26 protein-coding genes and 1 tRNA gene are annotated in these 25,522 nt (G+C 57.4%); 12 read left to right on the forward strand and 15 right to left on the reverse strand.

The features are described 5' to 3' along the window. Positions 1 to 28: 28 nt before the first annotated feature. Positions 29 to 931: a LysR substrate-binding domain-containing protein gene (locus LC334_RS15945; protein WP_085801428.1), complete on the reverse strand. Its 903-nt coding sequence runs from the start codon at positions 929 to 931 to the stop codon at positions 29 to 31. A 211-nt stretch (positions 932 to 1,142) separates the two neighbouring features. On the opposite strand from LC334_RS15945, the gene katG reads away from it, so the two are divergent. Next, the gene (gene katG, locus LC334_RS15950; protein ID WP_085801429.1) at positions 1,143 to 3,314 is read left to right on the forward strand and encodes a catalase/peroxidase HPI; all 2,172 of its coding nucleotides are present in this window, start codon (positions 1,143 to 1,145) and stop codon (positions 3,312 to 3,314) included. Positions 3,315 to 3,628: 314 nt separating this feature from the next. Here the strand turns inward: katG and LC334_RS15955 are convergent, their stop codons facing one another. After that, a complete protein-coding gene (locus LC334_RS15955; protein ID WP_223413034.1) occupies positions 3,629 to 4,582 on the reverse strand; it encodes a helix-turn-helix domain-containing GNAT family N-acetyltransferase in 954 nt (317 codons plus the stop codon). An 815-nt stretch (positions 4,583 to 5,397) separates the two neighbouring features. Here LC334_RS15955 and LC334_RS15960 point away from each other — a divergent pair. Further along, the gene (locus tag LC334_RS15960) at positions 5,398 to 5,733 is read left to right on the forward strand and encodes a DnaJ family domain-containing protein (protein WP_085801430.1); all 336 of its coding nucleotides are present in this window, start codon (positions 5,398 to 5,400) and stop codon (positions 5,731 to 5,733) included. Positions 5,734 to 6,064: 331 nt separating this feature from the next. Next, positions 6,065 to 6,250, forward strand: coding sequence for a hypothetical protein (locus LC334_RS15965; protein ID WP_085801431.1), 186 nt, complete (start codon positions 6,065 to 6,067; stop codon positions 6,248 to 6,250). A 414-nt stretch (positions 6,251 to 6,664) separates the two neighbouring features. Here LC334_RS15965 and LC334_RS15970 read toward each other — a convergent pair. The 5 genes from LC334_RS15970 to LC334_RS15990 form a co-directional block, all read right to left on the reverse strand. Further along, positions 6,665 to 6,740 (reverse strand) — tRNA-Thr (locus tag LC334_RS15970). A gap of 73 nt (positions 6,741 to 6,813) precedes the next feature. Beyond that, positions 6,814 to 7,059: a MoaD/ThiS family protein gene (locus tag LC334_RS15975; RefSeq protein ID WP_085801432.1), complete on the reverse strand. Its 246-nt coding sequence runs from the start codon at positions 7,057 to 7,059 to the stop codon at positions 6,814 to 6,816. Between the two features lie 15 nt (positions 7,060 to 7,074). Next, positions 7,075 to 9,327, reverse strand: a complete 2,253-nt coding sequence (locus tag LC334_RS15980) for a xanthine dehydrogenase family protein molybdopterin-binding subunit (protein WP_085801433.1) — start codon at positions 9,325 to 9,327, stop codon at positions 7,075 to 7,077. Next, positions 9,328 to 9,807: a (2Fe-2S)-binding protein gene (locus LC334_RS15985; RefSeq protein ID WP_085801434.1), complete on the reverse strand. Its 480-nt coding sequence runs from the start codon at positions 9,805 to 9,807 to the stop codon at positions 9,328 to 9,330. After that, the gene (locus LC334_RS15990; RefSeq protein ID WP_085801435.1) at positions 9,804 to 10,667 is read right to left on the reverse strand and encodes an FAD binding domain-containing protein; all 864 of its coding nucleotides are present in this window, start codon (positions 10,665 to 10,667) and stop codon (positions 9,804 to 9,806) included. The genes LC334_RS15985 and LC334_RS15990 overlap by 4 nt, the downstream gene beginning before the upstream one ends. Before the next feature lie 280 nt (positions 10,668 to 10,947). Between LC334_RS15990 and LC334_RS15995 the strand changes: the two genes are divergently transcribed. Next, a complete protein-coding gene (locus LC334_RS15995; protein ID WP_085801436.1) occupies positions 10,948 to 11,619 on the forward strand; it encodes a hypothetical protein in 672 nt (223 codons plus the stop codon). Positions 11,620 to 11,739: 120 nt separating this feature from the next. On the opposite strand, the gene LC334_RS23295 is transcribed toward LC334_RS15995, so the two are convergent. Together LC334_RS23295 and LC334_RS16005 are read right to left on the reverse strand one after the other, a co-directional pair. Next, positions 11,740 to 12,048 carry a helix-turn-helix domain-containing protein gene (locus tag LC334_RS23295; protein WP_085801437.1) on the reverse strand — a complete coding sequence of 103 codons (309 nt, stop codon included), beginning with the start codon at positions 12,046 to 12,048 and terminating at the stop codon, positions 11,740 to 11,742. A 404-nt stretch (positions 12,049 to 12,452) separates the two neighbouring features. Then, positions 12,453 to 13,337 (reverse strand): HAD-IIA family hydrolase, encoded by an 885-nt coding sequence (locus LC334_RS16005; protein WP_085801438.1) that lies wholly within the window; start codon positions 13,335 to 13,337, stop codon positions 12,453 to 12,455. Between the two features lie 239 nt (positions 13,338 to 13,576). Here LC334_RS16005 and LC334_RS16010 point away from each other — a divergent pair, with 239 nt between their 5' ends. Genes LC334_RS16010 through LC334_RS16035 form a run of 6 tightly spaced genes read left to right on the forward strand, consistent with a single transcriptional unit; the run spans position 13,577 to position 19,219 of the window. Beyond that, the gene (locus tag LC334_RS16010; RefSeq protein WP_085801439.1) at positions 13,577 to 14,356 is read left to right on the forward strand and encodes a DeoR/GlpR family DNA-binding transcription regulator; all 780 of its coding nucleotides are present in this window, start codon (positions 13,577 to 13,579) and stop codon (positions 14,354 to 14,356) included. After that, complete coding sequence (locus LC334_RS16015; RefSeq protein ID WP_085801440.1) at positions 14,353 to 15,375, forward strand: ABC transporter ATP-binding protein; 1,023 nt, start codon at positions 14,353 to 14,355, stop codon at positions 15,373 to 15,375. The genes LC334_RS16010 and LC334_RS16015 overlap by 4 nt, the downstream gene beginning before the upstream one ends. A 39-nt stretch (positions 15,376 to 15,414) precedes the next feature. Further along, positions 15,415 to 16,668, forward strand: a complete 1,254-nt coding sequence (locus tag LC334_RS16020; RefSeq protein WP_085801441.1) for an ABC transporter substrate-binding protein — start codon at positions 15,415 to 15,417, stop codon at positions 16,666 to 16,668. Positions 16,669 to 16,725: 57 nt separating this feature from the next. After that, positions 16,726 to 17,619 (forward strand): carbohydrate ABC transporter permease, encoded by an 894-nt coding sequence (locus LC334_RS16025; protein WP_085801442.1) that lies wholly within the window; start codon positions 16,726 to 16,728, stop codon positions 17,617 to 17,619. After that, on the forward strand, positions 17,616 to 18,425 hold the full coding sequence (locus LC334_RS16030; protein WP_085801443.1) for a carbohydrate ABC transporter permease: 810 nt from the start codon (positions 17,616 to 17,618) through the stop codon (positions 18,423 to 18,425). Before LC334_RS16025 ends, LC334_RS16030 begins: the two co-directional genes overlap by 4 nt. Next, the gene (locus LC334_RS16035) at positions 18,422 to 19,219 is read left to right on the forward strand and encodes a phosphodiesterase (RefSeq protein WP_085801444.1); all 798 of its coding nucleotides are present in this window, start codon (positions 18,422 to 18,424) and stop codon (positions 19,217 to 19,219) included. Before LC334_RS16030 ends, LC334_RS16035 begins: the two co-directional genes overlap by 4 nt. Positions 19,220 to 19,407: 188 nt before the next feature. Here the strand turns inward: LC334_RS16035 and LC334_RS16040 are convergent, their stop codons facing one another. The 5 genes from LC334_RS16040 to msrB all read right to left on the reverse strand — a co-directional run bounded on the left by LC334_RS16040 (position 19,408) and on the right by msrB (position 22,471). Further along, the gene (locus tag LC334_RS16040) at positions 19,408 to 20,442 is read right to left on the reverse strand and encodes a succinylglutamate desuccinylase/aspartoacylase family protein (protein WP_085801445.1); all 1,035 of its coding nucleotides are present in this window, start codon (positions 20,440 to 20,442) and stop codon (positions 19,408 to 19,410) included. 86 nt (positions 20,443 to 20,528) lie between these two features. Continuing rightward, a complete protein-coding gene (locus LC334_RS16045; protein ID WP_085801446.1) occupies positions 20,529 to 21,035 on the reverse strand; it encodes a peptide-methionine (S)-S-oxide reductase in 507 nt (168 codons plus the stop codon). Further along, entirely contained in the window at positions 21,026 to 21,517 is a 492-nt protein-coding gene (locus LC334_RS16050) for a peroxiredoxin family protein (RefSeq protein WP_085801447.1), read from the reverse strand. The genes LC334_RS16045 and LC334_RS16050 overlap by 10 nt, the downstream gene beginning before the upstream one ends. A gap of 4 nt (positions 21,518 to 21,521) precedes the next feature. After that, positions 21,522 to 22,028, reverse strand: a complete 507-nt coding sequence (gene msrA, locus LC334_RS16055; protein ID WP_085801448.1) for a peptide-methionine (S)-S-oxide reductase MsrA — start codon at positions 22,026 to 22,028, stop codon at positions 21,522 to 21,524. Further along, a complete protein-coding gene (gene msrB / locus LC334_RS16060; protein ID WP_085801449.1) occupies positions 22,025 to 22,471 on the reverse strand; it encodes a peptide-methionine (R)-S-oxide reductase MsrB in 447 nt (148 codons plus the stop codon). The genes msrA and msrB overlap by 4 nt, the downstream gene beginning before the upstream one ends. A gap of 450 nt (positions 22,472 to 22,921) precedes the next feature. On the opposite strand from msrB, the gene LC334_RS16065 reads away from it, so the two are divergent. Then, the gene (locus LC334_RS16065; RefSeq protein ID WP_085801450.1) at positions 22,922 to 23,179 is read left to right on the forward strand and encodes a DUF1127 domain-containing protein; all 258 of its coding nucleotides are present in this window, start codon (positions 22,922 to 22,924) and stop codon (positions 23,177 to 23,179) included. Positions 23,180 to 23,292: 113 nt separating this feature from the next. On the opposite strand, the gene LC334_RS16070 is transcribed toward LC334_RS16065, so the two are convergent. Then, a complete protein-coding gene (locus tag LC334_RS16070; RefSeq protein WP_085801499.1) occupies positions 23,293 to 23,946 on the reverse strand; it encodes a peroxiredoxin in 654 nt (217 codons plus the stop codon). A gap of 131 nt (positions 23,947 to 24,077) precedes the next feature. Here LC334_RS16070 and LC334_RS16075 point away from each other — a divergent pair, with 131 nt between their 5' ends. Continuing rightward, a complete protein-coding gene (locus LC334_RS16075; protein WP_085801451.1) occupies positions 24,078 to 25,520 on the forward strand; it encodes an aldehyde dehydrogenase family protein in 1,443 nt (480 codons plus the stop codon). The last annotated feature ends 2 nt before the right edge of the window (positions 25,521 to 25,522 follow it).

The following is a 25,522-nucleotide window of genomic DNA, read 5'->3' on the forward strand; positions in this document are numbered from 1 at the left end:
CCGTGCTGCGAACCCGGTTTCAGCGGTTTCAGTGTCCGCGAATTTCGTCCGCGGATTGCCGTACAACGTCCGAGATTTGTGTCAGATGATCCGTCAGCGGGCTGGTCTTGCGCCAGACCATACCAACGGTACGCGTGGGTTGCGGATTCCTGAAGTGCCCGACACAAACCGCGGCTGATCGGGTTTCGACCGGTACGGCCATTTCGGGGATCAGCGTGACACCGATACCCGCCCCCACCATCTGCACCAGCGTCGACAGGGAGCTGCCATCCAGCCCCTCCTGCGGCAGAGACGACGGGATATTGCAAAACGACAGCGCCTGATCCCGAAAGCAATGGCCCTCTTCCAATAGCAAAAGCCGCATCTCGCGCAGATCCTCCTTACTGGGCATGGGTTTTTCAGCCTCGTCCCCGGCGCGGACCAGAACCATGTTTTCGGTAAAAAGCCCCACCTCGGTAAAGCTGGGTTCCGACACCGGCAGCGCAACGATGGCCGCATCCAACCGACCGTCGATAAGTTCCTGCACCAGCCGGGGGGTAAGCGTCTCACGAATATGGACATCCAGGCCATCATGGGTTTGGGCCAGATTGGCAATGATCCGGGGCAGAAGATAAGGCGCGATGGTCGGGATCACCCCCAACCGCAACCGCCCCACCATCTTTTCGGTCGAGGCCCGCGCGAGATCACTCAATTCGTCCACACGACTCAGAATATCGCGCACCCGCGTAGCAAATTCCTCGCCAAAGCCGGTCAGACGCACCTGCCGCGTACCACGTTCAAAAAGTTTTGTACCCAACCCCTCTTCCAGTTCCTTGATCTGAACCGACAATGCGGGCTGCGTAACCGCACACATCTCGGCGGCACGTCCAAAATGACAATGGCTGGCAAGGGCTTCGAAATATCTGAGCTGTCGAATTGTAAGGTTTTTCATTAGAAAATATTATGGATAAGATCAGAAAATGCAACTTAAAACTATCCGATATCAATGCTAGAGAAGGCGTATTAGGGCTGGGAGGACTGACATTTTGGAGGCAACGTTGTTGCGCCCGCCACCAACGAAAACTTCCGCCCCCCTTTTTCTAAAAACGCCGCAGCCCGGTCTTCCCGGACAGCACAGACGTAACCAACATCGGAGAGATAACATGGACGGAAATGATGTAGGCGCCGGCAAATGCCCGGTTATGCACGCAAATCTTGGGGTTCGATCGAACAGTGACTGGTGGCCAAACCAGCTGAACCTGAAAATTCTGCACCAGAATCAGCCCGCCAGCGATCCGATGGGTGCAGATTTCAACTATGCGGAAGAGTTCAAAAAGCTCGACCTGAAAGCACTGAAGAACGACCTTTACGCGCTGATGACCGATTCTCAGGATTGGTGGCCGGCGGATTATGGCCATTACGGCGGGCTCTTTATCCGCATGGCGTGGCACGCTGCGGGAACCTACCGCACCGCCGATGGCCGTGGGGGTGGTTCAACAGGCAACCAGCGCTTTGCGCCGCTGAACAGCTGGCCTGATAACGGCAATCTGGACAAGGCGCGCCGCCTGCTTTGGCCGATCAAACAGAAATACGGCAACAAGATCTCCTGGGCCGACCTCTTCATCCTGACCGGCAATTGCGCGCTTGAATCGATGGGTTTCAAAACCTTTGGTTTCGCCGGTGGTCGCGAGGACATCTGGGCGCCCGAAGAAGACATCTATTGGGGGTCCGAGGACGAATGGCTGGGTGACAAACGCTATTCCGGTGATCGCGATCTCGAAGACCCGCTTGCCGCCGTGCAGATGGGCCTGATATACGTCAATCCCGAAGGACCAAACGGCAACCCCGACCCGGTCGCCTCAGGCCGTGATATCCGTGAAACCTTTGCCCGGATGGCGATGAATGACGAGGAAACCGTCGCTCTGACGGCCGGTGGCCACACCTTCGGCAAGATGCATGGCGCGGGCGATGCGGCGCATGTTGGCCCCGAACCTGAAGCTGCACCGCTTGAAGCAATGGGTCTTGGATGGCTAAGTACCCATGGCAGCGGCAAGGGCCGCGATGCCATTACCTCGGGGCTCGAAGGCGCATGGACGTCGAACCCGACACAATGGGACAATGGCTATTTCGACGTGCTCTTCGGCTATGAATGGGAACTCACCAAAAGTCCGGCTGGCGCGAACCAATGGATTCCGAAAGACCTGAAGGAAGAGGACATGGCGCCCGATCCAGAAGATCCATCCAAGAAAGTACCGATCTTCATGACCACTGCCGATATGGCGATGCGCATGGACCCGATCTATGGCCCGATCTCCAAGCGCTTCCACGAAAACCCAGAGGAATTTGCCGATGCCTTCGCGCGCGCTTGGTTCAAGCTGACCCACCGTGACATGGGGCCGACATCGCTCTATCTGGGCGGCGAAGTGCCCAGCGAAGAACTGATCTGGCAAGATCCGATCCCGGCAGTGGATCACGAACTGATCAACGATGCCGACATTGCCGATCTCAAGGCCAAAATCCTGGCATCCGGCCTTACGGTTTCCGAACTAGTTGCCACTGCCTGGGCCTCGGCCTCGACCTTCCGCGGCTCGGACAAGCGCGGCGGTGCCAATGGCGCCCGCATCCGTCTGGCCCCGCAAAAGGACTGGGAGGCTAACGATCCTGCGCAACTGGCCAAGGTGCTGGGTGTGCTTGAGGGCATTCGGGCCGATTTCCAGTCGGGCGGCAAAAAGGTCTCGCTCGCCGACCTGATCGTGCTGGGCGGCTGTGCCGCGGTCGAACAGGCGGCTGGCGGTGCAAACGTGCCCTTCACGCCCGGCCGCATGGACGCCTCGGCAGAGCAGACCGACGTCGACAGCTTTGCTGTGCTCGAACCGGTTGCCGATGGCTTCCGCAACTACCAGAAAACCAAATTCAGCGTCCCAGCAGAAACGCTGCTGGTGGATCGCGCCCAATTGCTGACGCTCACCGCGCCTGAAATGACAGTGCTTGTGGGTGGCCTGCGGGTGCTGGGAGCAAATACTGGCGGATCGACCCACGGTGTCTTCACCGACACGCCCGGCACGCTCAGCAACGATTTCTTCGTCAACCTGCTCGACATGGGCACCGACTGGAACGCCAGTTCGGCGGACGAAGACACGTTCGAGGGCCGCGACCGCGCTACCGGCGAGGTAAAATGGACCGGCACCCGTGCCGATCTGGTCTTCGGGTCGAACTCGCAACTGCGCGCCCTGGCCGAGGCATATGCTCAGAACGACCGTTCCAGCGCTTTCGTCGCTGATTTCATCGCCGCCTGGACCAAGGTGATGAACGCCGACCGCTTCGATCTGGCCTGATCGTATTACCCAAACCGAGCGCGCGACTGATACAGGCCGCGCGCTCGGCACAACAAGATAAGTATGCTAGGAGTGCAGAATCCGCTTTGGGATACCGCATAGGTATTTATTATAACAACAGACATTTACGGCCTTATGTATCAGACGCACCAATGGTGTGATCGGTGATTAGGCATTGGTGCGTCTGATACATAAGGCCGCAGATTTCTGCGCTGTCATGCAGCGGTCAGACCGGTCGTTCATGCTGGCTGCAGCAAGGACTTGCACTCGAACTCACAGGTCGCGGGCAACGCCGACGTTGCAGACTTGGTCAGTTACGTCCGCTTTCGTTCGAACTCTTGTTCGATAACTTCTGTGCCCCATTGCGTGCCGGGTATCTCATGGGCAAGCGCGAAGCCATGCTTTTCATAAAGGTGGCGCGCAGCATCCAACCCTTTGAACGTCCAGAGCCGCGTACGGTCAAAGCAATTCTGGTCTACGAAGGACGTGGCCCGCTCCAGTAGAATATTTCCGATCCCCATGCCCTGCGCCTCGGGGCCAACGATGAACCATCGCAAGTGACAGACGCCTTCTCCGAGGTCTTCACCGTCCAGTGACACCGAACCAAGCAGCTCGTCATCCAAATAGGCGGAAAACGTCGCGTTTGATGGATTGTCGATCCGCGCCATAAACTCCGACATCTCCGTTGCAACTTTCTGCTCGAAGACAGCACCAAACCCGAAGTTCTTCGAATAGAAAGACGCATGTAAGTGTGCCACAGAAGCGATGACGCCTGGACGGTAGCCCTGATGCACCTCGATATCTGTCACAGCGTCCAAGTTCGACCGGTCTTCCGCGCTCAGGGCCTTTGCGAACAGGGCAAGACCCGTTTCAATCCGGGCGACATCCTTCGATGAAAGCCCGTCCAGCGCAGAGCAAAGTTGTCGCCGAGCGAAACCTTCAACGTCGCTCAGAAGGCATTTCCCCTTCATCGTAAGTGCGAGAATCCGTGACCGTTTGTCGCCCGGATCTGGACCTACTTCGATAAGACCATCTTTCTGTAGCTTCTGAACAAGACGGCTGACACTGGATTTCTCCAGATGCAGCAGTGCGCCGAGGTTGCTTGCGTTGGTTACTGTGCCGTGGTCAACCTCAATAATGGTATGCACGGCCGAAGGTGAAAGCTCCGTCCCTGCCAACCCCTTCTGCATGAAGCCAAGTTCGCGCACGATGTGCCGCGCCGCGCTGCGAATCTTGTCGATACGGGAAGTAGGAAGTATCTGAGTCATGGTTGTATGATACAACTGCCATCCTGCCCCGTCCACTGGGAGCAGACATTCGCTGCGGAGCCGAATTGATGTAGATTGGACTCGGAGGCGACTTTGAATCCAGTGCAGCAGCCGGTCGACAGTCATCCCTGAACTAGATGAGGGCGGCCCTAAGCGGACCTTCGAAGTCGCTCGAAATCAACAATTCAATTCCCGCGAAGCAGACCTTCAAGTACAGTGAAGTATTTAGGGACAAGCTGTCGTCGAGCCCGAGCTCAAATAGGGCGGTATCAATCCAGCTTCAAACCTTCTATGTCTGCGTGAAATAGGGAAAGGTACCACATGCCGAAATCCAAAAAGCCTAGGGTAAAGCGCCCGGGTGCAAACCCCATAAAGAAACCAGCTTTGCATCAAGCGCTCAACAACACTCCCGGACAACATGGTGAAAGGCCAACCAAGACGGGCAAGAAGGCACAAAACAAATCTGCGTGAGACAGCGCCATTTTTTTGAAATGAACCGGTAAGGTTACGGTATTTGCCATATTGGCCGCTACCCGACACCAAAAGCAGCGCCGCATCTCCCCAATCTAGGTCGCTCGGTAAAACAAGGACGGCCCAATGCGGGCACTCTACATCTTCCAGGGTTCAATCACCAGCTTCCCGAAAGCCGCCGTTCGTTCAGGGCGCCGTATTTTGAATTCTTGAACTGCTACACTGCGGCGCGAAATCGCGGCGACTGCTCCTCTGGCCGCTTTATCAGCATCCTATCACCAAGTTTCCCATTCGAAGTTGCTTGCTTATGGAGACGCAACGCCGTCAGTGCTACCAATCCACTTATGGCACAACCACTTGATCGCCTCGTCGAATGTCAAATCCAGAAAGCTCTCGCCGAGGGAAAACTGCGGGGGCTGGAGGGTGAAGGCAAGCCGCTTCCCGACCGATCAGGCGAGGCGTATACTGATATGGCGACTGCCGTTGCTGTCCGCATCATGGCCGAGGCGGGGACATTGCCTGAGGAGTTCGAGATCAAGAAACTGCTGGACGCCGCAAAGAAGAATTACAGAGGCGCAGAAAACCCCGAAGCCAAGCGTGTGGCAATGGCTTTAATCGCTGACTTACAGCAGCGTTATAACATCGCTGTCGAAGCTCGCCGGCGATTCATGTCGCCATAGTCGGGGCGTCTGCATTGCAGGATGCACATTGGTCGTTCTAGCACTCCGAAGCATCATGCACTTTGGGTTCGGAGCTATCGTTCGCTGTTTTCGGATTTCGTGAGGAGGCATACGGACCTTTCCTGCCATACATCGTGTCGGCAACCCCTCGCGGGATCGAAGCAATCCGCACCATCAAAAACCGCTACATCACGATATGAAGCCAGGTGTTCAGCGGGAAGTCGCCCTCATGCACGAGGTGTTTGGATTGATTGTCTGACACACCCCAACAGCCTCGGTCCTCCGTTCCCTAATCTTAACAGTGGACCCATTCAAATAGGGAGGCTCAATCATGATGCGCCCGCAGAACTGGCCCAAGTTCAGCTTTGGTGCCTTGCTGGAGGAAGCCTCGATGCGCATGTCGCACAACAAGCTCGGAGTTGCACTGGCCAACAAGCTGGCTCGGATCGCGTGGAGCGTCCTGAACTCTGGCAAATATCTTGATTGGAAGGAAAAAGAGACAGCGACCACGATCTAAACAAGCCACAGCTGCAACGATCTCGTAATGCCTCGCTGCAAGCGCAATGGTTTTCTGCGTTAGCGATAGCTACGTCCGCAAAAGGCAGTTTAGTCCGCGAAGCTACCGCTCGCCGCGATTGCTCCAATGACCGTTTTTTTCTGTTTGCGAAAAAGACGATGATGTTGTGGAATACTGCACTACGGGACGCGCTATCTGTCAGCTCTTCGCAGCATCAACTGGGATAGTTCCAAAGTTAAGTACGCCAAATCTGACGCAATTTCAGAACTTGCTTTGGCGGATTAAATTCTCGCTCATCAGCCTCGACCGATAATGTAACTCTTGATAGCGCACAACAAAGGTGGTCAGAAGGGTGGTTTATGATATTGGTGTATTATTCAATATATTGATTTTTATCATTTATTTTAAAATTAGTGGTGCCTCAAGAGGGACTCGAACCCCCGACCTTGTCCTTACGAAGGACCTGCTCTACCAGCTGAGCTATTGAGGCTTACGCATTATCATATTAGCGCTGCGGTCCTTTACAAGAGATGGCGCCCGGCGTGCAAGCCCCGTCGCCGTGATCAGCCGCCTTTAAGGCGGGCCAGAAGAACCACTTCGCTGTCAGGTTTGATCGGGGTGAACCAGCTATCGTTGTAAATCCGCCCGTCGATGGCGACCGAGACACCCCGATCAAGCTGGGGCCTGAGGCCGGGATATTTCCCGGCCAGCCCATCCAGTAATTCTCGCAGTGTGGCCGCGTCGATCTTGACCTCGGTCTGATCGTCGGTCATGGCGGCCAGCGAGCCCCAAATTTTCACCTGGACCATCGCTCGCCGCCTTTCCTACTTGCTGTGCAGCGCGCTCAACACCTTGGGCGGCGACATCGGCAGTTGCGTCAGGCGCACACCCGCAGCCTCGGAAACCGAGTTGGCCACCGCCGCCAGCGGCGGCACAATCGAGGTCTCGCCCACACCGCGCACCCCGTAGGGATGGCCCGGATTGGGGATCTCCAGGATCACGGTATCGATCATCGGCAAATCCGACGCGACGGGAATACGGTAATCAAGGAAGCCTGCGTTTTGCAGGATACCGTCATCGCCATAGATATATTCCTCGTTGAGCGCCCAGCCGATACCTTGCACCGCCCCGCCCTGGAACTGCCCCTCAACGTAATCCGGATGCACCGCCTTGCCCGCATCCTGAAACACGGTGTAGCGCAGGATTTTCACCGCGCCGGTTTCCGGGTCGACCTCAGTATCGACCATGTGGGTGGCAAAGCTCACGCCCGCACCTTCTGGGTTGGCCTCGTGATGGCCCGCAATCGGCCCGCCGGTGTTGGATGCCACGGCGGCGATTTCCTTGAGGGTCATCGGCGGGTGTTTCCCGGCGTTTTCGCCCGCCGGATGGGCCGCGCCATCTTCCCACTTCACCGCGTCTTCTTCGATGCCCCAGACCATGGCCGCACGCTTGCACATCTCGCGCTTGGCAGCGCGGGCGGATTCGATTGTGGCCAACCCCACCGCAAAGGTCACGCGGCTGCCATCGGTCACCTCGTTCTGGCCCAGCGATCCGGTATCCGCCACAATTGTGCGGACTTGCTCATAGGGGATGCCCAGCTCTTCGGCGGCCATCATCGACATCGACGCACGCGAGCCGCCGATATCCGGGTTGCCCTCGGACACGGTGACGGTGCCATCGGGTGTGATGTTCAGCGTTACACAGGTGTCGCCGCCGAAATTGAACCAGAAGCCGCAAGCCACGCCGCGCCCCTGGTTCTCGCCTAGAGGTGCCGCCCAGTGCGGGTGGTCCTTGGCCGCACGTAGCGTTGCTTCCAGACCAATCGCCGGGAAGGTCGGGCCGTAGCTAGCCTTAGTGCCTTCGCGCGCCGCGTTTTTCAAGCGCACTGCCAGCGGATCAAGGCCAAAGCCCTTGGCCAACTCGTCAATCGCGCTTTCGACCGCATAGGCCGCCATCGGCGCACCGGGTGCGCGGTAGGCTGCCTGCTTCGGGCGGTTTGTTACTACGTCCCAACCGACGGTCTTCACGTTTTCCAGATCATAGGGCGCGAAGGCCGACATTGATCCGAATTCGACTGGCGATCCCGGATAAGCCCCGCCCTGATAGCGCAACTCGGCGAAAGCGGCGGTGATCTGGCCGTCCTTGGTCATGCCGATGCGGACGTCTATTGAACTTGATGCTGTCGGCCCGGTGGCCCGCAGCACTTCCGAGCGGCTCATCACCATCTTAACCGGGCGACTGGTCTTGCGTGACAGCGCCAGAGCAACCGGTTCGAGGAAAACGGTTGTCTTGCCGCCGAACCCGCCGCCGATTTCCGACGCGGTGACACGTAGCTGCCCCTGCTCCATTCCCATGATCGCCGCACAGGTGTTGCGCACCATGTAGTGGCCCTGGGTGCAGCACCACAGATCTGCCTGCCCATCCGGACCCATCGAGGCCAGACAGGCATGGGGTTCGATATAGCCCTGATGCGTTGCCTCGGTCTTGTAGGTGCGTTCAATCACCCGGTCAGCTTTGGCAAGCCCGGCCTCGATATCTCCGTGACCAAATTCGTAGCGCGCGAGCACGTTGGGCGACATGCCCTCGGGGACGGTCTCGTTGGCGCGACCGTCGTGCAGAACCGGCGCGCCATCTTCCATCGCCGCGTCCACATCGGTGACATGAGGCAGCACCTCATAGTCGACCTTGATAAGCTTCAGCGCCCTCTTTGCTACGGCAACCGAGTTCGCCGCCACGGCGGCCACCGCGTGACCATCATAAAGCGCCTTGTCCCCCGCCATGCAGTTATCGAGGATATCAGCGGTGAAATCATCATCGGTGATCTCGCTGAAATCCGCACGGGTGACGACGCCGTGCACACCCGGCAGCGCTTCGGCGGCCGATGTGTCGATTGACTTGATCCGCGCATGGGCATGTGGGCTGCGCAGCACATGGGCGATCAGCATGCCCGGCGCGCTCATATCCGCACCGAACCGCGCCTTGCCGGTCACCTTATCGACGCCATCAGGGCGTTTCACCCGTGTGCCGACAACCTTGAACTGACGAGTCTGGTATTGCTGTTTGTCATCCAGTGCCATCTACGACGCCTCCCGCATTTCCTGCGCCGCATCCATGACGGCACGAATGATTTTGTCATAACCGGTGCAGCGGCAGAGATTGCCTGCCAGCCAGTACCGCGCCTCTTCCTCTGTCGGGTCCGGGTGCTTTTCCAGCAGCGACTTGGCCGCGACGAGCAGGCCGGGCGTGCAGATGCCGCATTGTAAGGCGGCATGTTCGATGAACTTGCGCTGCAACGGGTGCAGCTGATCGCCCTCCGCCATGCCTTCGATGGTGCCGATCTCGCGGCCCTCGGCCTCGGCGCCCAGCATCAGGCAGGAACAGACCAGGCGGCCATCGACCGTGACCGAACAGGCGCCGCAATCGCCGGTGCCGCAGCCTTCCTTGGCCCCGGTCATACCCAGACGATCGCGCAGCGCATCCAGCAGGGTTTCATCCGCCTCGCACAGAAATTCTGTCGGGTCGCCGTTCACTGACGTGGTGATGTGAATCTTGCTCATGCCGCACCTCCTGCGCGTTTCTTGGCAATCTTGGCGGCGCGCTTGGCAAGGACACCCGCCACATGCACGCGGAAATCAACAGTGCCGCGTTTGTCATCAATAGGCTTGGCCGCCGCCGAACAGGCCGCCGCCAGCGCGTCCAGCGCCGTATCGTCTACCTTGGTACCGATCAGTGCATCTGCCGCCTCAGGCACCAGCAGCACCGTAGGGGCCACCGCACCTAGCGACACGCGTGCGGCGGTGCAGGTGCCATCCTCATCCAGCGTCAGTGACACGGCACAACCGACCACGGCGATATCCATCTCGGTGCGGGGAATGAAACGCAGATAAGCGTCCGAAGACCGCGCACCGCGTTCCGGCAGGATGATCGCGTCGATCAGCTCACCCTTGGCCAGCGACGTCGTGCCCGGCCCGGTTGGGATTTCCTCGACCGGCACCACCCGTGTGCCGTCCGGCCCAACAACCCGCGCCACCGCACCTGCGGCGACCATCGCGGGCACGCTATCGGCAGCGGGCGACGCGTTGCACAGATTGCCGGCCATCGTGCAGCGCCCCTGCACCTGCGTCGATCCGATCAGGTTGGTGGCCTCCACTACACCGGGCCAATCCGCAACCAGCCCCTCGTGTTCGCCCATCTCGGCCCCCGACACGGCGGCACCAACGCGCCACCCACCATCTTCAGGGTTGATCTGGCGCAGCGCGTCGATCCGTTTGAGATCGATAACCGCATCCGGATCGGCCATATCAGAGCGCATCCTGACCAGAAGGTCGGTACCTCCCGCAAGAAGTCTGCAATCGCCGGAATGGGCAGCCAGCGCGCTGACCGCCTCTTCGACAGTGGTTGGGGCAAGATACTGCATGGGTCGCCTTCAACATTGGGTTTCAACAAATCAGCCTGAACTACAGCCGATGCTTGGCCGGATGACAATATACATAATGAGGTATTTGCCTTCCCGGGTACCGGCGCATGTCATCATTGTGCAGCACAGAGCGCAAGGCGGCCGTGCCACAAATGCGCTGGATTGGCCAAAAAGCGGCATTTTTCGCTAAGGCTCGCGCGATTTGGCGTTATAGCTTGATGCAGCGGCCCTGCTCACCTATCTGGACCGCACCGCATTATGACAGCCAAAAAGGTTCCCGATGCCGCCGCTGGAAAATATCGACCGTGCCCTGATGTCCATCATCATCACCGTCCTGATGCTGACGGTGGGTATCAGCCTTTGGGACAAGATCTATTTCGCATTGAAATTCGCTGCTGAAGACGGTGTTGTCGAATACGGCACCGCCATCGCGCTGCTGATCTCAAGCATTGTTCTGATCCGCAACGCTCTTTCGATCCGGGGACGCGCGGGAACATTGGCTGTGGCGCTGACCTTCTTTTACGCATTGCTGTTCTTCTTCGCCGCTGGCGAAGAGGTCTCGTGGGGCCAACGGATATTCGGCTGGGAATCGGGTGAGTATTTTCAGGAGAACAACATCCAGAATGAAACCAACCTGCATAACATCGTGGTGGGCGACAAGCAGCTGACCAAAACCCTCTTCGGCCCGATCCTGACAGTTGTGCTGCTGCTCTATCTGGTTGTGCTGCCGCTGCTTTATCAGCGACTTGCGTGGGTTCAGCGTATCGCCGACACGCTGGCGGTGCCGGTACCAGGTCTGCGCCACGCCGCGACCGCCCTGATCGGCAGTATCATCGTCGCCGTTATCGACGCCTTCGATGTAGATCGCGCGTGGGAGGTATACGAATGCGTCTTCGCCCTGCTGACGGTGTCGATCTTCCTGCTGCCCACGAACCGCGACAAGGTTACGTGAAGCGAAAATCAGCCCTTCAGGCGTTACCCAGCTCAAATCAGTCACATTGGCGCAAGCAAATAGTCACAATGCGGAAAATGCTGGCGTTGTGCGCAGCGATACGAATGTCGGCTTTCTGTTTCACCTTCTATCTTGGTATGCGCTCGGTGGCGCGCCAAACTCTTTGGAAAATGCGCTTGGGCCTTTATATCCGCAACGAGCCGCAATCTGTTTCATCGGAAGGCCCTTTGCCAAAAGCTCCAAGGCTATTGAAAAGCGCACGCGACGTCTCCAGGTCGAGAAACCCATTCCAAGCTCTGTCACGCATAACCGCGCCAACGTCTTGGATGATGCCCCGGCTTCCTCAGACAGCTGTTCAAGGGTGAGAGATTTGGAAGGGTCGTCCAGGCCGATCTGACAGACAGTTTGCAGTCTTCGGTCGCGGGGCATTGGAATGTTTAGCGGCAGTCCCTCTCCCCCCAAAGGCCATCCAGAACAATCCGGATCTTCTCCTCCGCCGAAAACTGTCGACGCGTCTTACGCTTGATCTCTTTGACGTGTTTGTCAGCCGATCCATTCGGCCCTGTCTTCGTTCTCATCTCGTATCCCCTCAAGGATTACGATGAGCGAAAGACACTCACTTAGCAAAACAATGCTGCCTGCCTGCTCATCGTGCTATTCGCTGACGCCGGGGAAGTATAATAATACGCTATTGGAGCGAGCGCAGCGAAATGACTCCTGGTCCCGCAGAGCCGGCCTTAAATCAACGCCCGAGCAATGACCGCTGTGCGGACGGAAGCAGCCAATTAGGGGGCTGACTCCAAGGTCTGCAATGTGTTCGCTATGGATGCTATCTAAATTCTGGCGAGGCGCCAATCGGGTGCCAGGTTTGATCTCGTGCAAAATTCTTCGGTGCTGTGCCCCGCGAACAGGCCATCCTGAGTCACCAGAACAGTGCGCCACCCCCGTGCGATCGCGCCTAGGATATCTGTATGGAGCGTATCGCCACACATGATAATGCGTTCAGGTTGAATGCCATGCAGGGTACTTTCGACCAAGTCATAAACTTCAGGGAACGGTTTGCCGAAAAAGTGAACGTGCTTCCGGCCCTGATCCAATAGCAAATGGCCGAAATGTCCCGGCTCCAACGAAAATCCATTGTCGCGGGGCGCGACCAGATCGGCGTTTGCAATGAGAATAGGGCGATCATGATGTCGCAATGACGCGCTGAGGAGACTTTGACGCGCATCTGTCCATCCACTGGACGACAGGAACAAAAACCCACTGACCTGATCATAATCAACCGGATTGTCGCTCAGTTTAATGACATCAAAGTCAACATCGCTCATCTTGTCTTCGGGGGCAGCGATCGCCCCCCACGAGCCAGCGGTCAGACAAGCGAGCGCCGCATCTCGACTGGTAATGATTTCATCCGGGTGAACTATAATGCCCAGTTTTTTGAATTTTTCTACAGCCCCTTGGCGATCATAGCTGGCTGCGTTGGTTAGGATGCGGATCTCGTTGCCCATGTCGCGCAGGTCTTGCAGTCTACGGTCGGCTCCGTCGATCAGCGTATCTCCAACATTCAAGACGCCGAACGCGTCAAACACGAAGGCAGAAGCTTGATCGGCAATCTCGGTGAGCGACGAAATATCTTGTGTTTGCGCTACTGGCCGCACCACTGGAAATCTTTGTCGAACTTCTTCGTATCGGTCAAAGATTTCAGGGGTGCTTAGCATAAATACGGGCAACCTTTATGTTTTCCATCACCCGCCCGCAGCACGCCAGCGTCGATCTGCCGACTGTAGCAACGCCATCGAAAATGACAAACCTAAAAAATTACAAAACAACAAAACTAATAATTCTTGATATATACATACCGGAAAATAGCGACAAATTGTAACTATGGTAGATATATTTGTTGTTTTGTCGTTATTTCGGTTCTAGCGTTTGCTAGCGATTCTTCAAGGCTGGGGTGATGTCCGAAAAAAAGCGAAAGCGACACAACAGCATAATGGGCCTTGTCCATGAGCGCGGTGTGATGAGCGTTGGTGCACTGGCCGAGCGGATGGGCGTGTCGATGCAAACCATTCGCCGAGATCTGGACGAGATGTGCGATGATGATATGTTGCTCCGTCGCCACGGCCGCATCGAACTGAACGCACAGCAGCGCAATACACCGTTTGACCAACGTGCCGCCACCAACCCCATCGGCAAACAAGAGATTGGCGAAGCTGCGGCAGAACTGATTCCGGATGGTGCGACGCTGTTCATTTCCATCGGATCGACCCCGCTGAGCGTAGCACGCGCCCTTAGGCGCCGCACAAATCTGACTGTGATTACCAACAATCTGAGCGCGGCAATGGCATTGAGTGACGAGATGTCCAATCGCATCATTCTGCCGGGTGGCGAGTTGCGTTTGCCGGATCGCGATATTCTCGGCGACGGTGTTGTAACGTTCTTTGATCGGTATCGTGCAGATTTCGCGATCTTTGGGTCAGCGGGTGTGGCTGAAGATGGCCGCCTGCTAGAATTTCACGCCGCCGAAGTGCGTACCCGTGAACGCATCCGCGAAAACGCGAAAACCTCAATTCTCGTGCTGGATGCGACCAAGTTTGGACGTCTGGCCCCGGCGGCAGGCGAGAATATCCGCGATGTGGATCGTGTCGTGTTGGATGAAAAACCCGAAGGTGTGTTCGCTCAAATGATTGAGGATATCGGCGATCGGCTTTTGCTTGCCGAAAGGGCGTTCGCATGACAAATGCACCTTTTGTTGTAATGAAAGCCGTGGCCAAGCGCTGGAATGGCCAACTGGGTGTCGAAGACATTTCGCTAGACATCGACGAAGGATCTTTCGTGGCTCTGCTGGGGCCTTCGGGATGCGGAAAATCTACGTCCTTGCGTCTGTTGGCAGGCCTCGAAATCCCGGATGAAGGGCAAATATTGATCGATGGCCGCGACGTGACCACCTCGGCGGCGTCTGATCGCAATCTGTCGATGGTTTTCCAATCATATGCCCTGTTCCCACACCTGTCTGTGGCTGAAAACGTGATCTTTGGCCTCAAAGTGCGCCGGGTGCCCCGCGCCGAGCGGGCTAAGAAAATGAAGCGTGCGCTGCAGATCACCGGGCTGGAGGGGCTGGAACACCGCAAACCCGGCGAATTGTCCGGTGGGCAACGTCAAAGGGTCGCGCTTGCGCGTGCGATTGTGGCCGGACAACGGTTGTGCCTGATGGATGAACCGCTGTCGAACCTTGATGCCAAACTGCGGAATTCGGTGCGCAAAGATATCAAGAAACTGCAACGTGATCTTGGCATTACTGTCATCTACGTCACTCATGATCAGACCGAAGCGATGAGCATGGCGGACAAAGTGGTACTGATGAAAGACGGGCGTATCCAACAGGTTGGCACGCCGGATGATCTGTATAACCGCCCTGCTAACACCTTTGTGGCCGAGTTTGTTGGCGCCCCCCCGATGGCATTGATCCAATCTTCGGTGCTGGGTGGATTTGATGCGTCTCTGACGCTGGGCCTTCGGGCCGAGCATGTCTCGATTGTATCGAAAGGCGAAGGGCAACTGTCCTGCACTGTCAGCGAGGCGGAGTTTCTGGGTTCGGAAACCCTGATAGGGCTCAGCCACGAAGGAACGGTTGGCCTGAGTGTCCTGCAGCCCGGTCTGGCACTGTTGGACGAAGGCACCACTGTCGACATCGCATTCGACGCTGCGAACCTACACAAATTCAACCAAGAAGGCGACCGCATGTCGGAGGTGTAAGTCGCCAGAATACAACAAAAACAAAAGGGAGAACTAATAATGAAACATCTGAGAAAACTGGGCCTTTCAACGGCTCTGGTTGCCGGGATGGCGATGCCAGCCGCAGCTGAAACCGAACTGACAATGTACTACCCTATCGCCGTGGGCGGTGCGCTGACCGAAGTGGTTGACAGCATCGTTGCCGACTTTGAGGCGGCAAACCCCGATATCAGCGTCAACGCAATCTATTCGGGCAACTATGACGACACCCGCGTGCGGGCGCTTTCGGCCCTGAACTCGGGCGAACCGGCACAGTTGGCCGTCATGTTCTCGATCGATGCCTATGACCTGATCGAACAGGACCTGATCCTGCCGTTTGACGATCTGACTGACGATACAGACTGGTTGAACAGTTTCTACCCGGCCCTGATGGCCAATGGTAAAATCGAAGGCAAAACCTGGGGCATTCCGTTCCAACGCTCAACCATCGTAGCTTATTACAACAAGGACATGTTCCGCGACGCGGGCCTTGATCCCGACAGCCCGCCCACAACCTGGGATGAGATGATTGAGGCAGGCAAGGCGCTGACCAAGGACGATACTTACGGGCTGATGATTCCGTCCACGGGTTACCCTTATTGGATGTTCCAGGCGCTGGCGATCCAAAATGGTAAAGAGGTGATGTCCAACGACGGGCTGACTACACATTTTGACGACGACGCTGTTGTTGACACCCTGAAATTCTGGCAGTCACTGTCGGCTGAACATGGTATTATGCCAAGCGGCACGGTTGAGTGGGGAACGCTGCGCCAAGCCTTCCTCGAAGGTCAAACCGCGATGATGTGGCATTCGACCGGCAATCTGACGGCCGTGAAGAAGAACGCCAGCTTTGATTTCGGCGTGGCCGAGTTGCCTGCCAACATACGCAAGGGCTCACCCACAGGTGGCGGCAATTTCTATGTGTTCAAGGACACTTCGGCGGAAGAACAAGCTGCAGCACTGAAACTGATCCAGTTCATGACCTCGCCTGAACAGGCCGCCGCCTGGTCTATCGCCACGGGCTATATGGGTGTATCGCCCGCCGCCTATGAAACCGAGGCGCTGAAAGCCTATACCGAGGAGTTTCCACCGGCTCTCGTGGCACGAAACCAGCTGGAACACGCGGTTGCCGAATTTTCAACCTTTGAAACGGCACGCGTTCGTGATGGCCTGAACAACGCCATCCAATCGGCGCTGACAGGCGCGAAAGAGCCTGCCGAGGCACTGGGCGAAGCGCAATCTGCAGCTGACCGGCTGCTAAAAGCGTATCGCTGATACCAACCGCACCGGCCCGCACATCGGACCGGTGCTTTGCCACAGGGCAAGCATCACATGAACAAACACATCAATTTGGAGAAACGCCGCCAAGCCATCTATGGCTGGCTTTTGTTGTCTCCGGCGGCCGTGCTTTTGTCACTCTTTGCTTTTTATCCGTCTTTCGCCACCTTCGTCTCAAGCCTCTTTTCCAAGAAGACCCGGCGCAAACCGTCTGAATTCATCGAGCTTGAGAACTACGCAGATCTATTTGCTGACCCCACGTTCTGGCTGGTGGTGAAGAACAACCTTTTCTACGCTGCCATCACCATCCCGGTGTCGATTGCCATTGCACTGGCCATGGCACTGTGGGCCAATTCCAAAATCCCGGCCCGCGGTTTCGTGCGCACTGCCTATTTCACCCCGACCGTCCTGCCGATGATTGCAGCGGCCAATCTGTGGCTGTTTTTCTACACGCCGGGGCTAGGCGTGCTCGATCAGATTGGATCGCTCTTTGGGCTGCCGTCGGTCAACTGGTTGGGCCAGCCGGAAACCGCCCTGTGGGCCGTTATCATCGTGACCATTTGGAAAGAGGCGGGGTTCTTCATGATCTTCTATCTCGCCGCCCTTCAAACCATCCCTGAGGACCTCAAGGAAGCGGCGGATATCGAAGGATGCAGCCGCTGGACTTACACCCGCCGCATCGTGCTGCCCCTATTGATGCCCACGACACTGTTCATCATGGTCAACGCGATGATCAACTCGGTAAAACTCATCGACCATCTTTTCATCCTGACCAAAGGTGGGCCGTCGGATGCCTCAAAACTGATCCTCTATTACATCTGGGAAATGGCCTTTGCCTTCTTTGACGCGCCCCACGCCGCCGCCATGACCATCCTTGTATTGGCGGTGCTCTGTGTTGTGGCCGCGATCCAGTTCTTCTACCTGGACCGCCGGACGCATTACCAATGAACACTGTATTGAGGTATATCGAACCCGCGGGCGCGATCCTATTGGCGGTAATCTGGATATCCCCGCTGATGTTTGCGTTCTGGGCCGCGTTTCACTCCACCTCTGATGCGGTGAACTTCAACCTTTTCTCGGCCTGGACCCTCGACAATTTCCGCACCGCCTGGGACGGTGCCCCTTGGTTGCGATATTTCCTCAACACCTTCCTTCTGGTGACGGTGGTATTGATCGGCCAGTTCATCCTGACAACGCTCGCCGGGTTTGCCTTTGCCAAACTCGACTTTCCCGGCAAGAACTTTGTGTTCATTCTGGTGCTGATGCAGTTGTTCATCCTGCCCGAGGTGCTGATTGTTGAAAACTACGCCATGGTCTCGCGGCTGGGCCTGTTCGATTCGATCCTCGGCGTCGGCATGCCCTATATGGCCAGCGCCTTTGGCATCTTCCTGATGCGGCAATCGTTCAAATCTGTCCCGATCGAGCTGCACGAGGCCGCGCGGATTGAGGGTTGCGGATTGCTGGGCATTTTGTGGCGGGTCTACGTGCCCTTGGCGAAACCCACTTATCTGGCCTATGCGCTGGTGTCGGTATCGACCCATTGGAACAACTTTCTGTGGCCCCTGATTGTGACCAATTCGCCCGAAACCCGGCCTTTGACCGTGGGCCTGTCCATTTTTGGCGCGCCTGAAAACGGCGTTGATATTAGCGTGATTTCCGCGGCAACCATGATGTCTGTTGCACCACTTCTTTTGGCTTTCCTGCTGTTCCAGCGCCAGTTCGTTCAGGCCTTCCTGAGGGCCGGGATCAAATGACCACCATTCTGCAAATCTCGGACACGCATATCGTGCGACCGGGACAGTTGGTATCCGGGCGTCTCGATACCGCGGCATCGTTGGAAAAACTTGTGAAGCGCGTTTCGGCGAACAAATCTCAGTTTGGCAAGATCGACGCAATTTTGGTCAGCGGAGATGTAAGTGACGATGGTACTGCCGAAAGCTACGCGTTCTTTAAATCTCTCATGGCGCCACTGGAAGCGCCTCTTTTTGTCATTCCCGGCAACCACGATTTGCGTGAACCGATGCGCAGGACCTTTTCTGAACAGGGATATTTGCCTTCAGCCGGCAAGCTGAACTGGCATCAGCAGATCGGCGACATCGATGTCATCGGACTGGACACGTTGGTTGAAGGTGCAGGTGGCGGAGAAATTGACGCGGCCACATTGGATTTCCTTGAAACCGCGATAACAGCCAACAAATCACGCCCAGTCCTTTTGGCGCTACATCATCCGCCATTCCCCAGTGGGATTGCCTTCATGGATAGAATTGGCCTTGAAGGTATCGGGAAACTGGCAAAAGTGCTGAGTGGAGTTGACACTGAAATTCGGGTGGTATGTGGCCATATCCACAACACGATGGTGGCAAATGTCGGCGGCAAGACAGCCTTATCTTCCCCGTCATCCTGTAGCTGTTTTGAATTTGATGTGGCAGGAGACACGCCGGTTGGATTTATGGACCAGACGGATGGCTTCATGCTGCATCGCTGGCAGGACGGGTTTCAATCAACACGCATACCAGTCGAAACCGGTTCGGGGCCCTATCCATTCTGAATCTTTCTTAACATTTGCGCAGCTTGAAACGCGCCGAGAACGGCCTTGAATACATGGATCCGAAACATAAAGGAACGTAGGGAATGGCGTTACGCCAATTCCCGAAGGTGGCGGAGATGAATACTGCCATGTAGCACCAATTCGGACACTCGCATCACGTATGCATTTAGGACACTAACGGGTTGGTCTCAGATGATCTCGTCCTCGTCGTAAAGCGGTGCGGCCTCCAGATGCGCGGTCACACCTTCGGCGGCATCATCGGCGCGGGGCGTCTCGGCGATGTGAAACAGCGCCTCACCTTCATAAACGACCGGCATGTTGGTGCGTCCAATCACGATACCCTCGGCATCCGCCATGACTTCGGTTTCAACCTCACCGAACGGATCAGTGACAGCCCCCAGCACCGTGCCGGGTTCTACCGTGTCGCCAATCGTCAGGTAGCCGCGAAAAAGGCCGCCTGCGGGCGCGCGATACCAGCTTGAGGCACTGCAGAAGACCGGTTTGATCCGCGCCTTGGGCACGCCTTTGGCGGCGATCATGCCAAGCTGTCGCATCACCCGCAAAATGCCGCTGACACCGGCACGCGCGGCCAGTTCGTCAAACCGCAACCCCTCGCCGCCCTCATAGAGCAGCACATCCACGCCCGCCTCTTCCGCCGCCAAGCGCAAAGACCCGTCGCGTAGTTTCGAATGCATCATCACCGGCGCGGCAAAGGCCTGACCCAGTACGCGCAGCCGCTCATTGCCCGGGGTCAGGCGTAGCTGAGGCATGTTGGTGCGGTGAATGGCGGCAGAATGCAGATCGATGCCCACATCGGACCGTTCAACGACTTCCGTCATGAAAATATGCGCCAGCCGCGACGCCATCGAACCTTCAGCCTGTCCCGGAAAACATCGGTTCAGATCGCGCCGATCCGGCAGATAGCGCGTGTTGTTGAGAAACCCGAAGGAGTTCACGATCGGCACCGCCAGCAAGGTACCTGCCATATTATGCAGCGCCTCCGCCTTCAGCAATCTGCGGACGATTTCAACCCCGATCACCTCATCTCCGTGAATGGCAGCCGAAACAAACATCACCGGGCCGGGCTTTTTCCCGTGGATGACATGTACCGAAAGATTTACCGGTGTGTGATCCGACAGCGTACTGACCGGCACGTCCACAGTCTTGCGCGAGCCGGGCGCAATCTCGGTTCCGTTGATCTTGAACGTCTCGCGCTTCGCCATATCTGCCCCAACCTGTTTGCCAAGCGATAGGCAAATTCAGGCGCGCTGTCCATTCCACTGCGCGGTGTACGGGCCAGGGAACATCTTCAAGGCGTTGCGGATACTCCTTCTGTCAGCAATTCCCGATACTCCTTGCGCAGCAGATCCAGCTTCGGATCGATATATCGGGTACAGAACGGCCCGCCCCGGTTTTTCCGGTGATAGTCCTGAAACCGCACTTCCGAGGGCTTGAACCCTTCGAAATCCAGCACCCTTGTAACAAGCGGAACATCGAAACCGGACTGCAAACCATCCAGCACCGCCTCGGCCTGCTTGCGTTGCGCGTCAGAGCGGACATAGACGGCACTGCGATATTTGCCGCGCATCTTGTGGTTAGATGTGCTGGCATGGGTGCGCAGATGCACCTCGATCAGCGCCTCAAGCGGGATGGCATCGGCATTGAAATGCGCGACCACTGCTTCGGACCAGCCCTCATCCGGCGTCGTGGCACGGATGAAACCCTGATCCACCCGGCACACACCGCGCAGCGCGACAAAAACGGCCTCGGTACACCAGTGACAGCCGCCGCCCAATCCGATCGAGGTCACGCCCATTGGCCGTCCGGTACATCCTGCCCAAGCGCCGCAAGAAACCGCGCCGGATCAAGGTTGAAATCGGCATAGATCACGCGACCCTGCGGGTCGATCACCGTGAACCACGGCGTACCGCCAGTCTGATAATCCAGCATGAAGCCCGACAGGCCCGCGCCCGCCGGTTGCACGTCATGGCCGAAGGGGATGGCGAGGCCATAACGCTCCTGCGTTGGGCGTAGCCTGTCGACTGTGTTCTCCTCAAACCCTTCAAAAACAGTCTGAATGACCGCAAACCCAAACCCCTTGCCTGCCAGCGCCCTGACCAGCATTTGCAGGGTCGGAAAACCGTGGGAATGGCAACCGGGGCACCAGTGTTGGAAGCAATAGATCAGCTTGAACCCATCCCCCAGATCGGCCAGTTGCAGCGGCTTCTTCGTTGGCTGGCCAGCCCCGTCAATCCAGGTGGTCACACTCAGTTCGGGCGCAGGTTGGCCGAGTTGCATCTGACTATTCGGCAGCGTCGCGTTTCGGCAGCCGCCAGCCCGGGCGGATGAAGTGACATGTATAGCCGTTCGGGAGGCGCTGAAGATAGTCTTGATGCTCGGGCTCGGCCTCCCAGAAATCGCCGACCGGTTCCAGTTCGGTCACGACGCGTCCGGGCCAGAGGCCGCTGGCGTTGACATCAGCGATAGTATCCTCGGCCACCGCCTTCTGGTCGTCGTCGACATAATAGATCGCCGAGCGATACGACATCCCTCGGTCATTGCCCTGCTGATTGGGCGTGGTTGGGTCATGTATCTGAAAGAAGAATTCGAGCAGCTCGCGATAGCTGATCTTGTCAGGCTCGAACGTGATCTCGATCCCCTCGGCATGGGTGCCGTGGTTGCGATAGGTGGCGTTGGGTACGTCGCCGCCGGTATACCCAACACGTGTCGAGGTAACGCCGGGCAGTTTGCGGATCAGATCCTGCATTCCCCAGAAACATCCTCCGGCCAGTACAGCGCGTTCGGTCATGATACGTCCTCCACTTGGTTCAGGTACTCACCATAGCCTTCCGCCTCCATCTCGTCACGGTGAACGAAACGAAGCGAGGCCGAGTTGATGCAATAGCGCAGCCCGCCCCGATCACGCGGCCCGTCGGGAAAGACGTGGCCCAGATGGCTGTCGCCATGGGTCGAGCGGACCTCGGTACGGATCATCCCATGCGTGGCATCCCGCAGCTCGTTGATATGGGCGGGTTCGATCGGTTTGGTGAAGCTGGGCCAGCCACAGCCGCTTTCATATTTGTCCGACGAGGCAAAAAGCGGCTCGCCCGAGACGATATCGACATAGATACCCGGCTCTTTATTGCCGAGATATTCGCCAGTGCCAGGGCGTTCGGTGCCCGATTGCTGGGTCACCCGGTATTGTTCCGGGTTCAGGCGGGCGATGGCATCGGGGTCTTTGTTATAGGGCATGGCATTCCTCTTACGCGTGACATTAGGCATAAGATGGCGCGCAGCCACCGAATTTCCAAGGTGGAGCCGGGGGTGGTCACCAGAGCGTGATGTGGTGAAAGACGCAGTTGGCGCCCTCAACGCCGGGCCGGATCGGATATCTATGGCCAAGGGAAGAGCGAATTCCCCAAATCATTTGTGCGAGGCGAGCCCCCCCCAAAAGCCGCATAACAGCCAGACTTCGGGATGGCGATTCAGCACAGGTGATCCGCGCTTTATCCCCGCAACGTCCTTGGTTCTGAGTTCAATTGAGCCGGCCAGTCGCCAGGAAATACAGTCTTACCCTGCGCGGTTGAAACAGAACGCTGCGCCTATTGAAATCATTGAAACACAACTTCGACCTCACCGATGACAAGCTGAAACACAGTGGCGCTATCAGAAGGTCACTTCACAGTCAGAGGACGTATTCAAATGACACATTCATCAATCAGCCATAAGGGTCCGGCGCCTGATGGCATTTTCACGCCGCATTTCATTACCAACCGAATCTCTAACGCCTTGGCGCGGATCAAACAGATGCGCGAAGCAAACACCGCGATCAAACTGCTTTCGGAACACACCGATGCCGAGCTTGCAGATATCGGCATTCTGCGGGCGGACCTTGCCGAGGGCCGGTTTGAAGAAGCAGCGGATGCGCGGGCGTTGGCAATGCTTCGGGTCTACCGGTAGCGGTCCTGCCAGCCGGTAGAACGAGCGCAGGAAATGATGGAGCAGCGGACATGGCCTTGCCCGCTGCTCTTTTTTTGAGGCCCGGCCTATCAGGCCGCCGACCGATCACCCGCTCAGCTTGGCATCTTGGTCTTGCGCAGATATGGCAGCACCGTTTCGAACTCGCCGAACTTGGCTTTGGCGTCTTCGTTCGACACGGTCGGCGGGATGATCACATCTTCGCCCATCTGCCAATCCGCAGGGGTAGCCACGCCCTTACCGGTGCTGGTTTGCAGCGCGTCCAGAGCCCGCAGCACTTCGGCAAAGTTGCGGCCCACGGTCATCGGGTAGGTCATATTCAACTTTAACTGCTTATCCGGCCCGATGATAAAGACACTGCGTACCGTGGCGCTGTCGGCGGGTGTGCGGCCATCGGGCATATAGGCCTCGGCCGGCAGCATGTCGAACGCCTTGGATACCGCCAGACCCTCGTCAGCGATAATCGGAAATCCAGGTTTGGCTCCGCCCACCTGTTCGATATCGCCTTTCCACTTCTTGTGATCCTCAACCCCGTCCACGGAAACGCCGATCACCTTGGTGCCGCGTTTTTCCCATTCGTCGCTCAGTCGCGCGACGGCGCCGAACTCGGTCGTGCAGACCGGCGTGAAATCCTTGGGATGCGAAAACAGGATCGCCCAGCTATCACCGATCCAGTCGTGAAAGCTGATTGTCCCCTGGTCTGTTTCAGCGGTAAAGTTCGGTACGGTATCGTTGATACGCAGTCCCATGTCGTCTTCCTTTTCAGTTGTTTTTTCGGCGTTTCGCAAAATTTGATCAAATTATCCGACTCGGCTAACATCACACCTTGCAGGCCAGCATTTCCCCTGACACAGTGCCGCAAAATTGACGGAGGTCAACCATGATCGACAAACGAGAATTCTACATCAACGGCAGCTGGGTCGCACCCAGTGTAGCAAATGATCACAACGTAATCGACCCTTCCACCGAGGAGCCTTGCGCAGTGATCTCTTTGGGTGGCCAGGCCGATACAGATGCTGCAGTGGCCGCTGCCAAGGCCGCGTTGCCCGGCTGGATGGCGACCCCACCAGAAGAACGAATCGCGGCGGCCGAACGTATTCTTGAGGTCTACAATACCAAGGCCGAGGAAATGGCGCAGGCGATCAGCCTTGAGATGGGCGCGCCCATCGACATGGCGCGCCAGCAGCAGGTTGGCGCCGGCAGCTGGCACATCCAGAATTTCATCACCGCCGCCAAGGATTATGCGTTTGACGCCCCTCTTGGCGATCACGCCCCGAATGACCGGATCATTCACGAAGCGGTTGGCGTTTGTGCCCTGATCACGCCGTGGAACTGGCCGATGAACCAGGTCACGCTCAAGGTTATTGCGGCGCTAATCGCCGGGTGCACGATGGTCTTGAAACCATCCGAGGAATCACCACTCAACGCCCTCCTCTTCGCCGAGATCGTCGATGAGGCCGGTCTGCCACCGGGCGTCTTCAACCTGGTTAATGGCGATGGCGTGGGCGTGGGTAGCCAGCTTTGCGCCCATCCGGATGTCGACATGGTCAGTTTCACCGGATCAAGTCGCGCAGGCAAGCTGATCTCGAAAACCGCCGCCGATACACTCAAGCGCGTCAGCCTGGAACTCGGCGGCAAGGGCGCCAACCTGATCTTTGCCGATGCCGATGAAAAAGCCGTCAAACGCGGCGTGCTGCATTGCATGAACAACACCGGCCAGTCCTGCAATGCCCCCACCCGCATGCTGGTCCAGCGCGAGCTTTATGATCAGGCCGTCGAAACCGCTGCCGAGACCGCCAATAAAGTAACTGTCGGCTCCGCACATGACGAAGGCCGCCATGTGGGTCCGGTGGTAAACGAGGTGCAGTTCAACAAGATCCAGGACCTGATCCAGAAGGGCATCGACGAAGGCGCGCGCCTTGTGGCCGGGGGCACCGGTCGCCCTGATGGCCTCAACCGTGGATTCTATGTCAAACCCACCGTCTTTGCCGACGTCACCCCCGACATGACCATCGCGCAGGAGGAAATCTTCGGCCCGGTCCTGTCGATCATGCCGTTTGACAGCGAAGAGGACGGCGTGCGGATCGCCAACGATACCCCCTACGGCCTGACCAATTACGTGCAGACCACCAATCCGGCACGCGCCAACCGACTGGCGCGCGCCCTGCGCTCGGGCATGGTCGAGATGAATGGCCAGAGCCGCGCTGCGGGCTCCCCCTTCGGCGGCATGAAGCAATCGGGCAACGGGCGCGAAGGCGGCACATGGGGCATCGAGGATTTCGTCGAGGTCAAGGCCGTTTCGGGCTGGACGCCGGGCGTCTGAAC

This window comes from Roseovarius aestuarii (assembly GCF_019966515.1).
GTDB classification, from domain to species: Bacteria; Pseudomonadota; Alphaproteobacteria; order Rhodobacterales; family Rhodobacteraceae; genus Roseovarius; species Roseovarius aestuarii.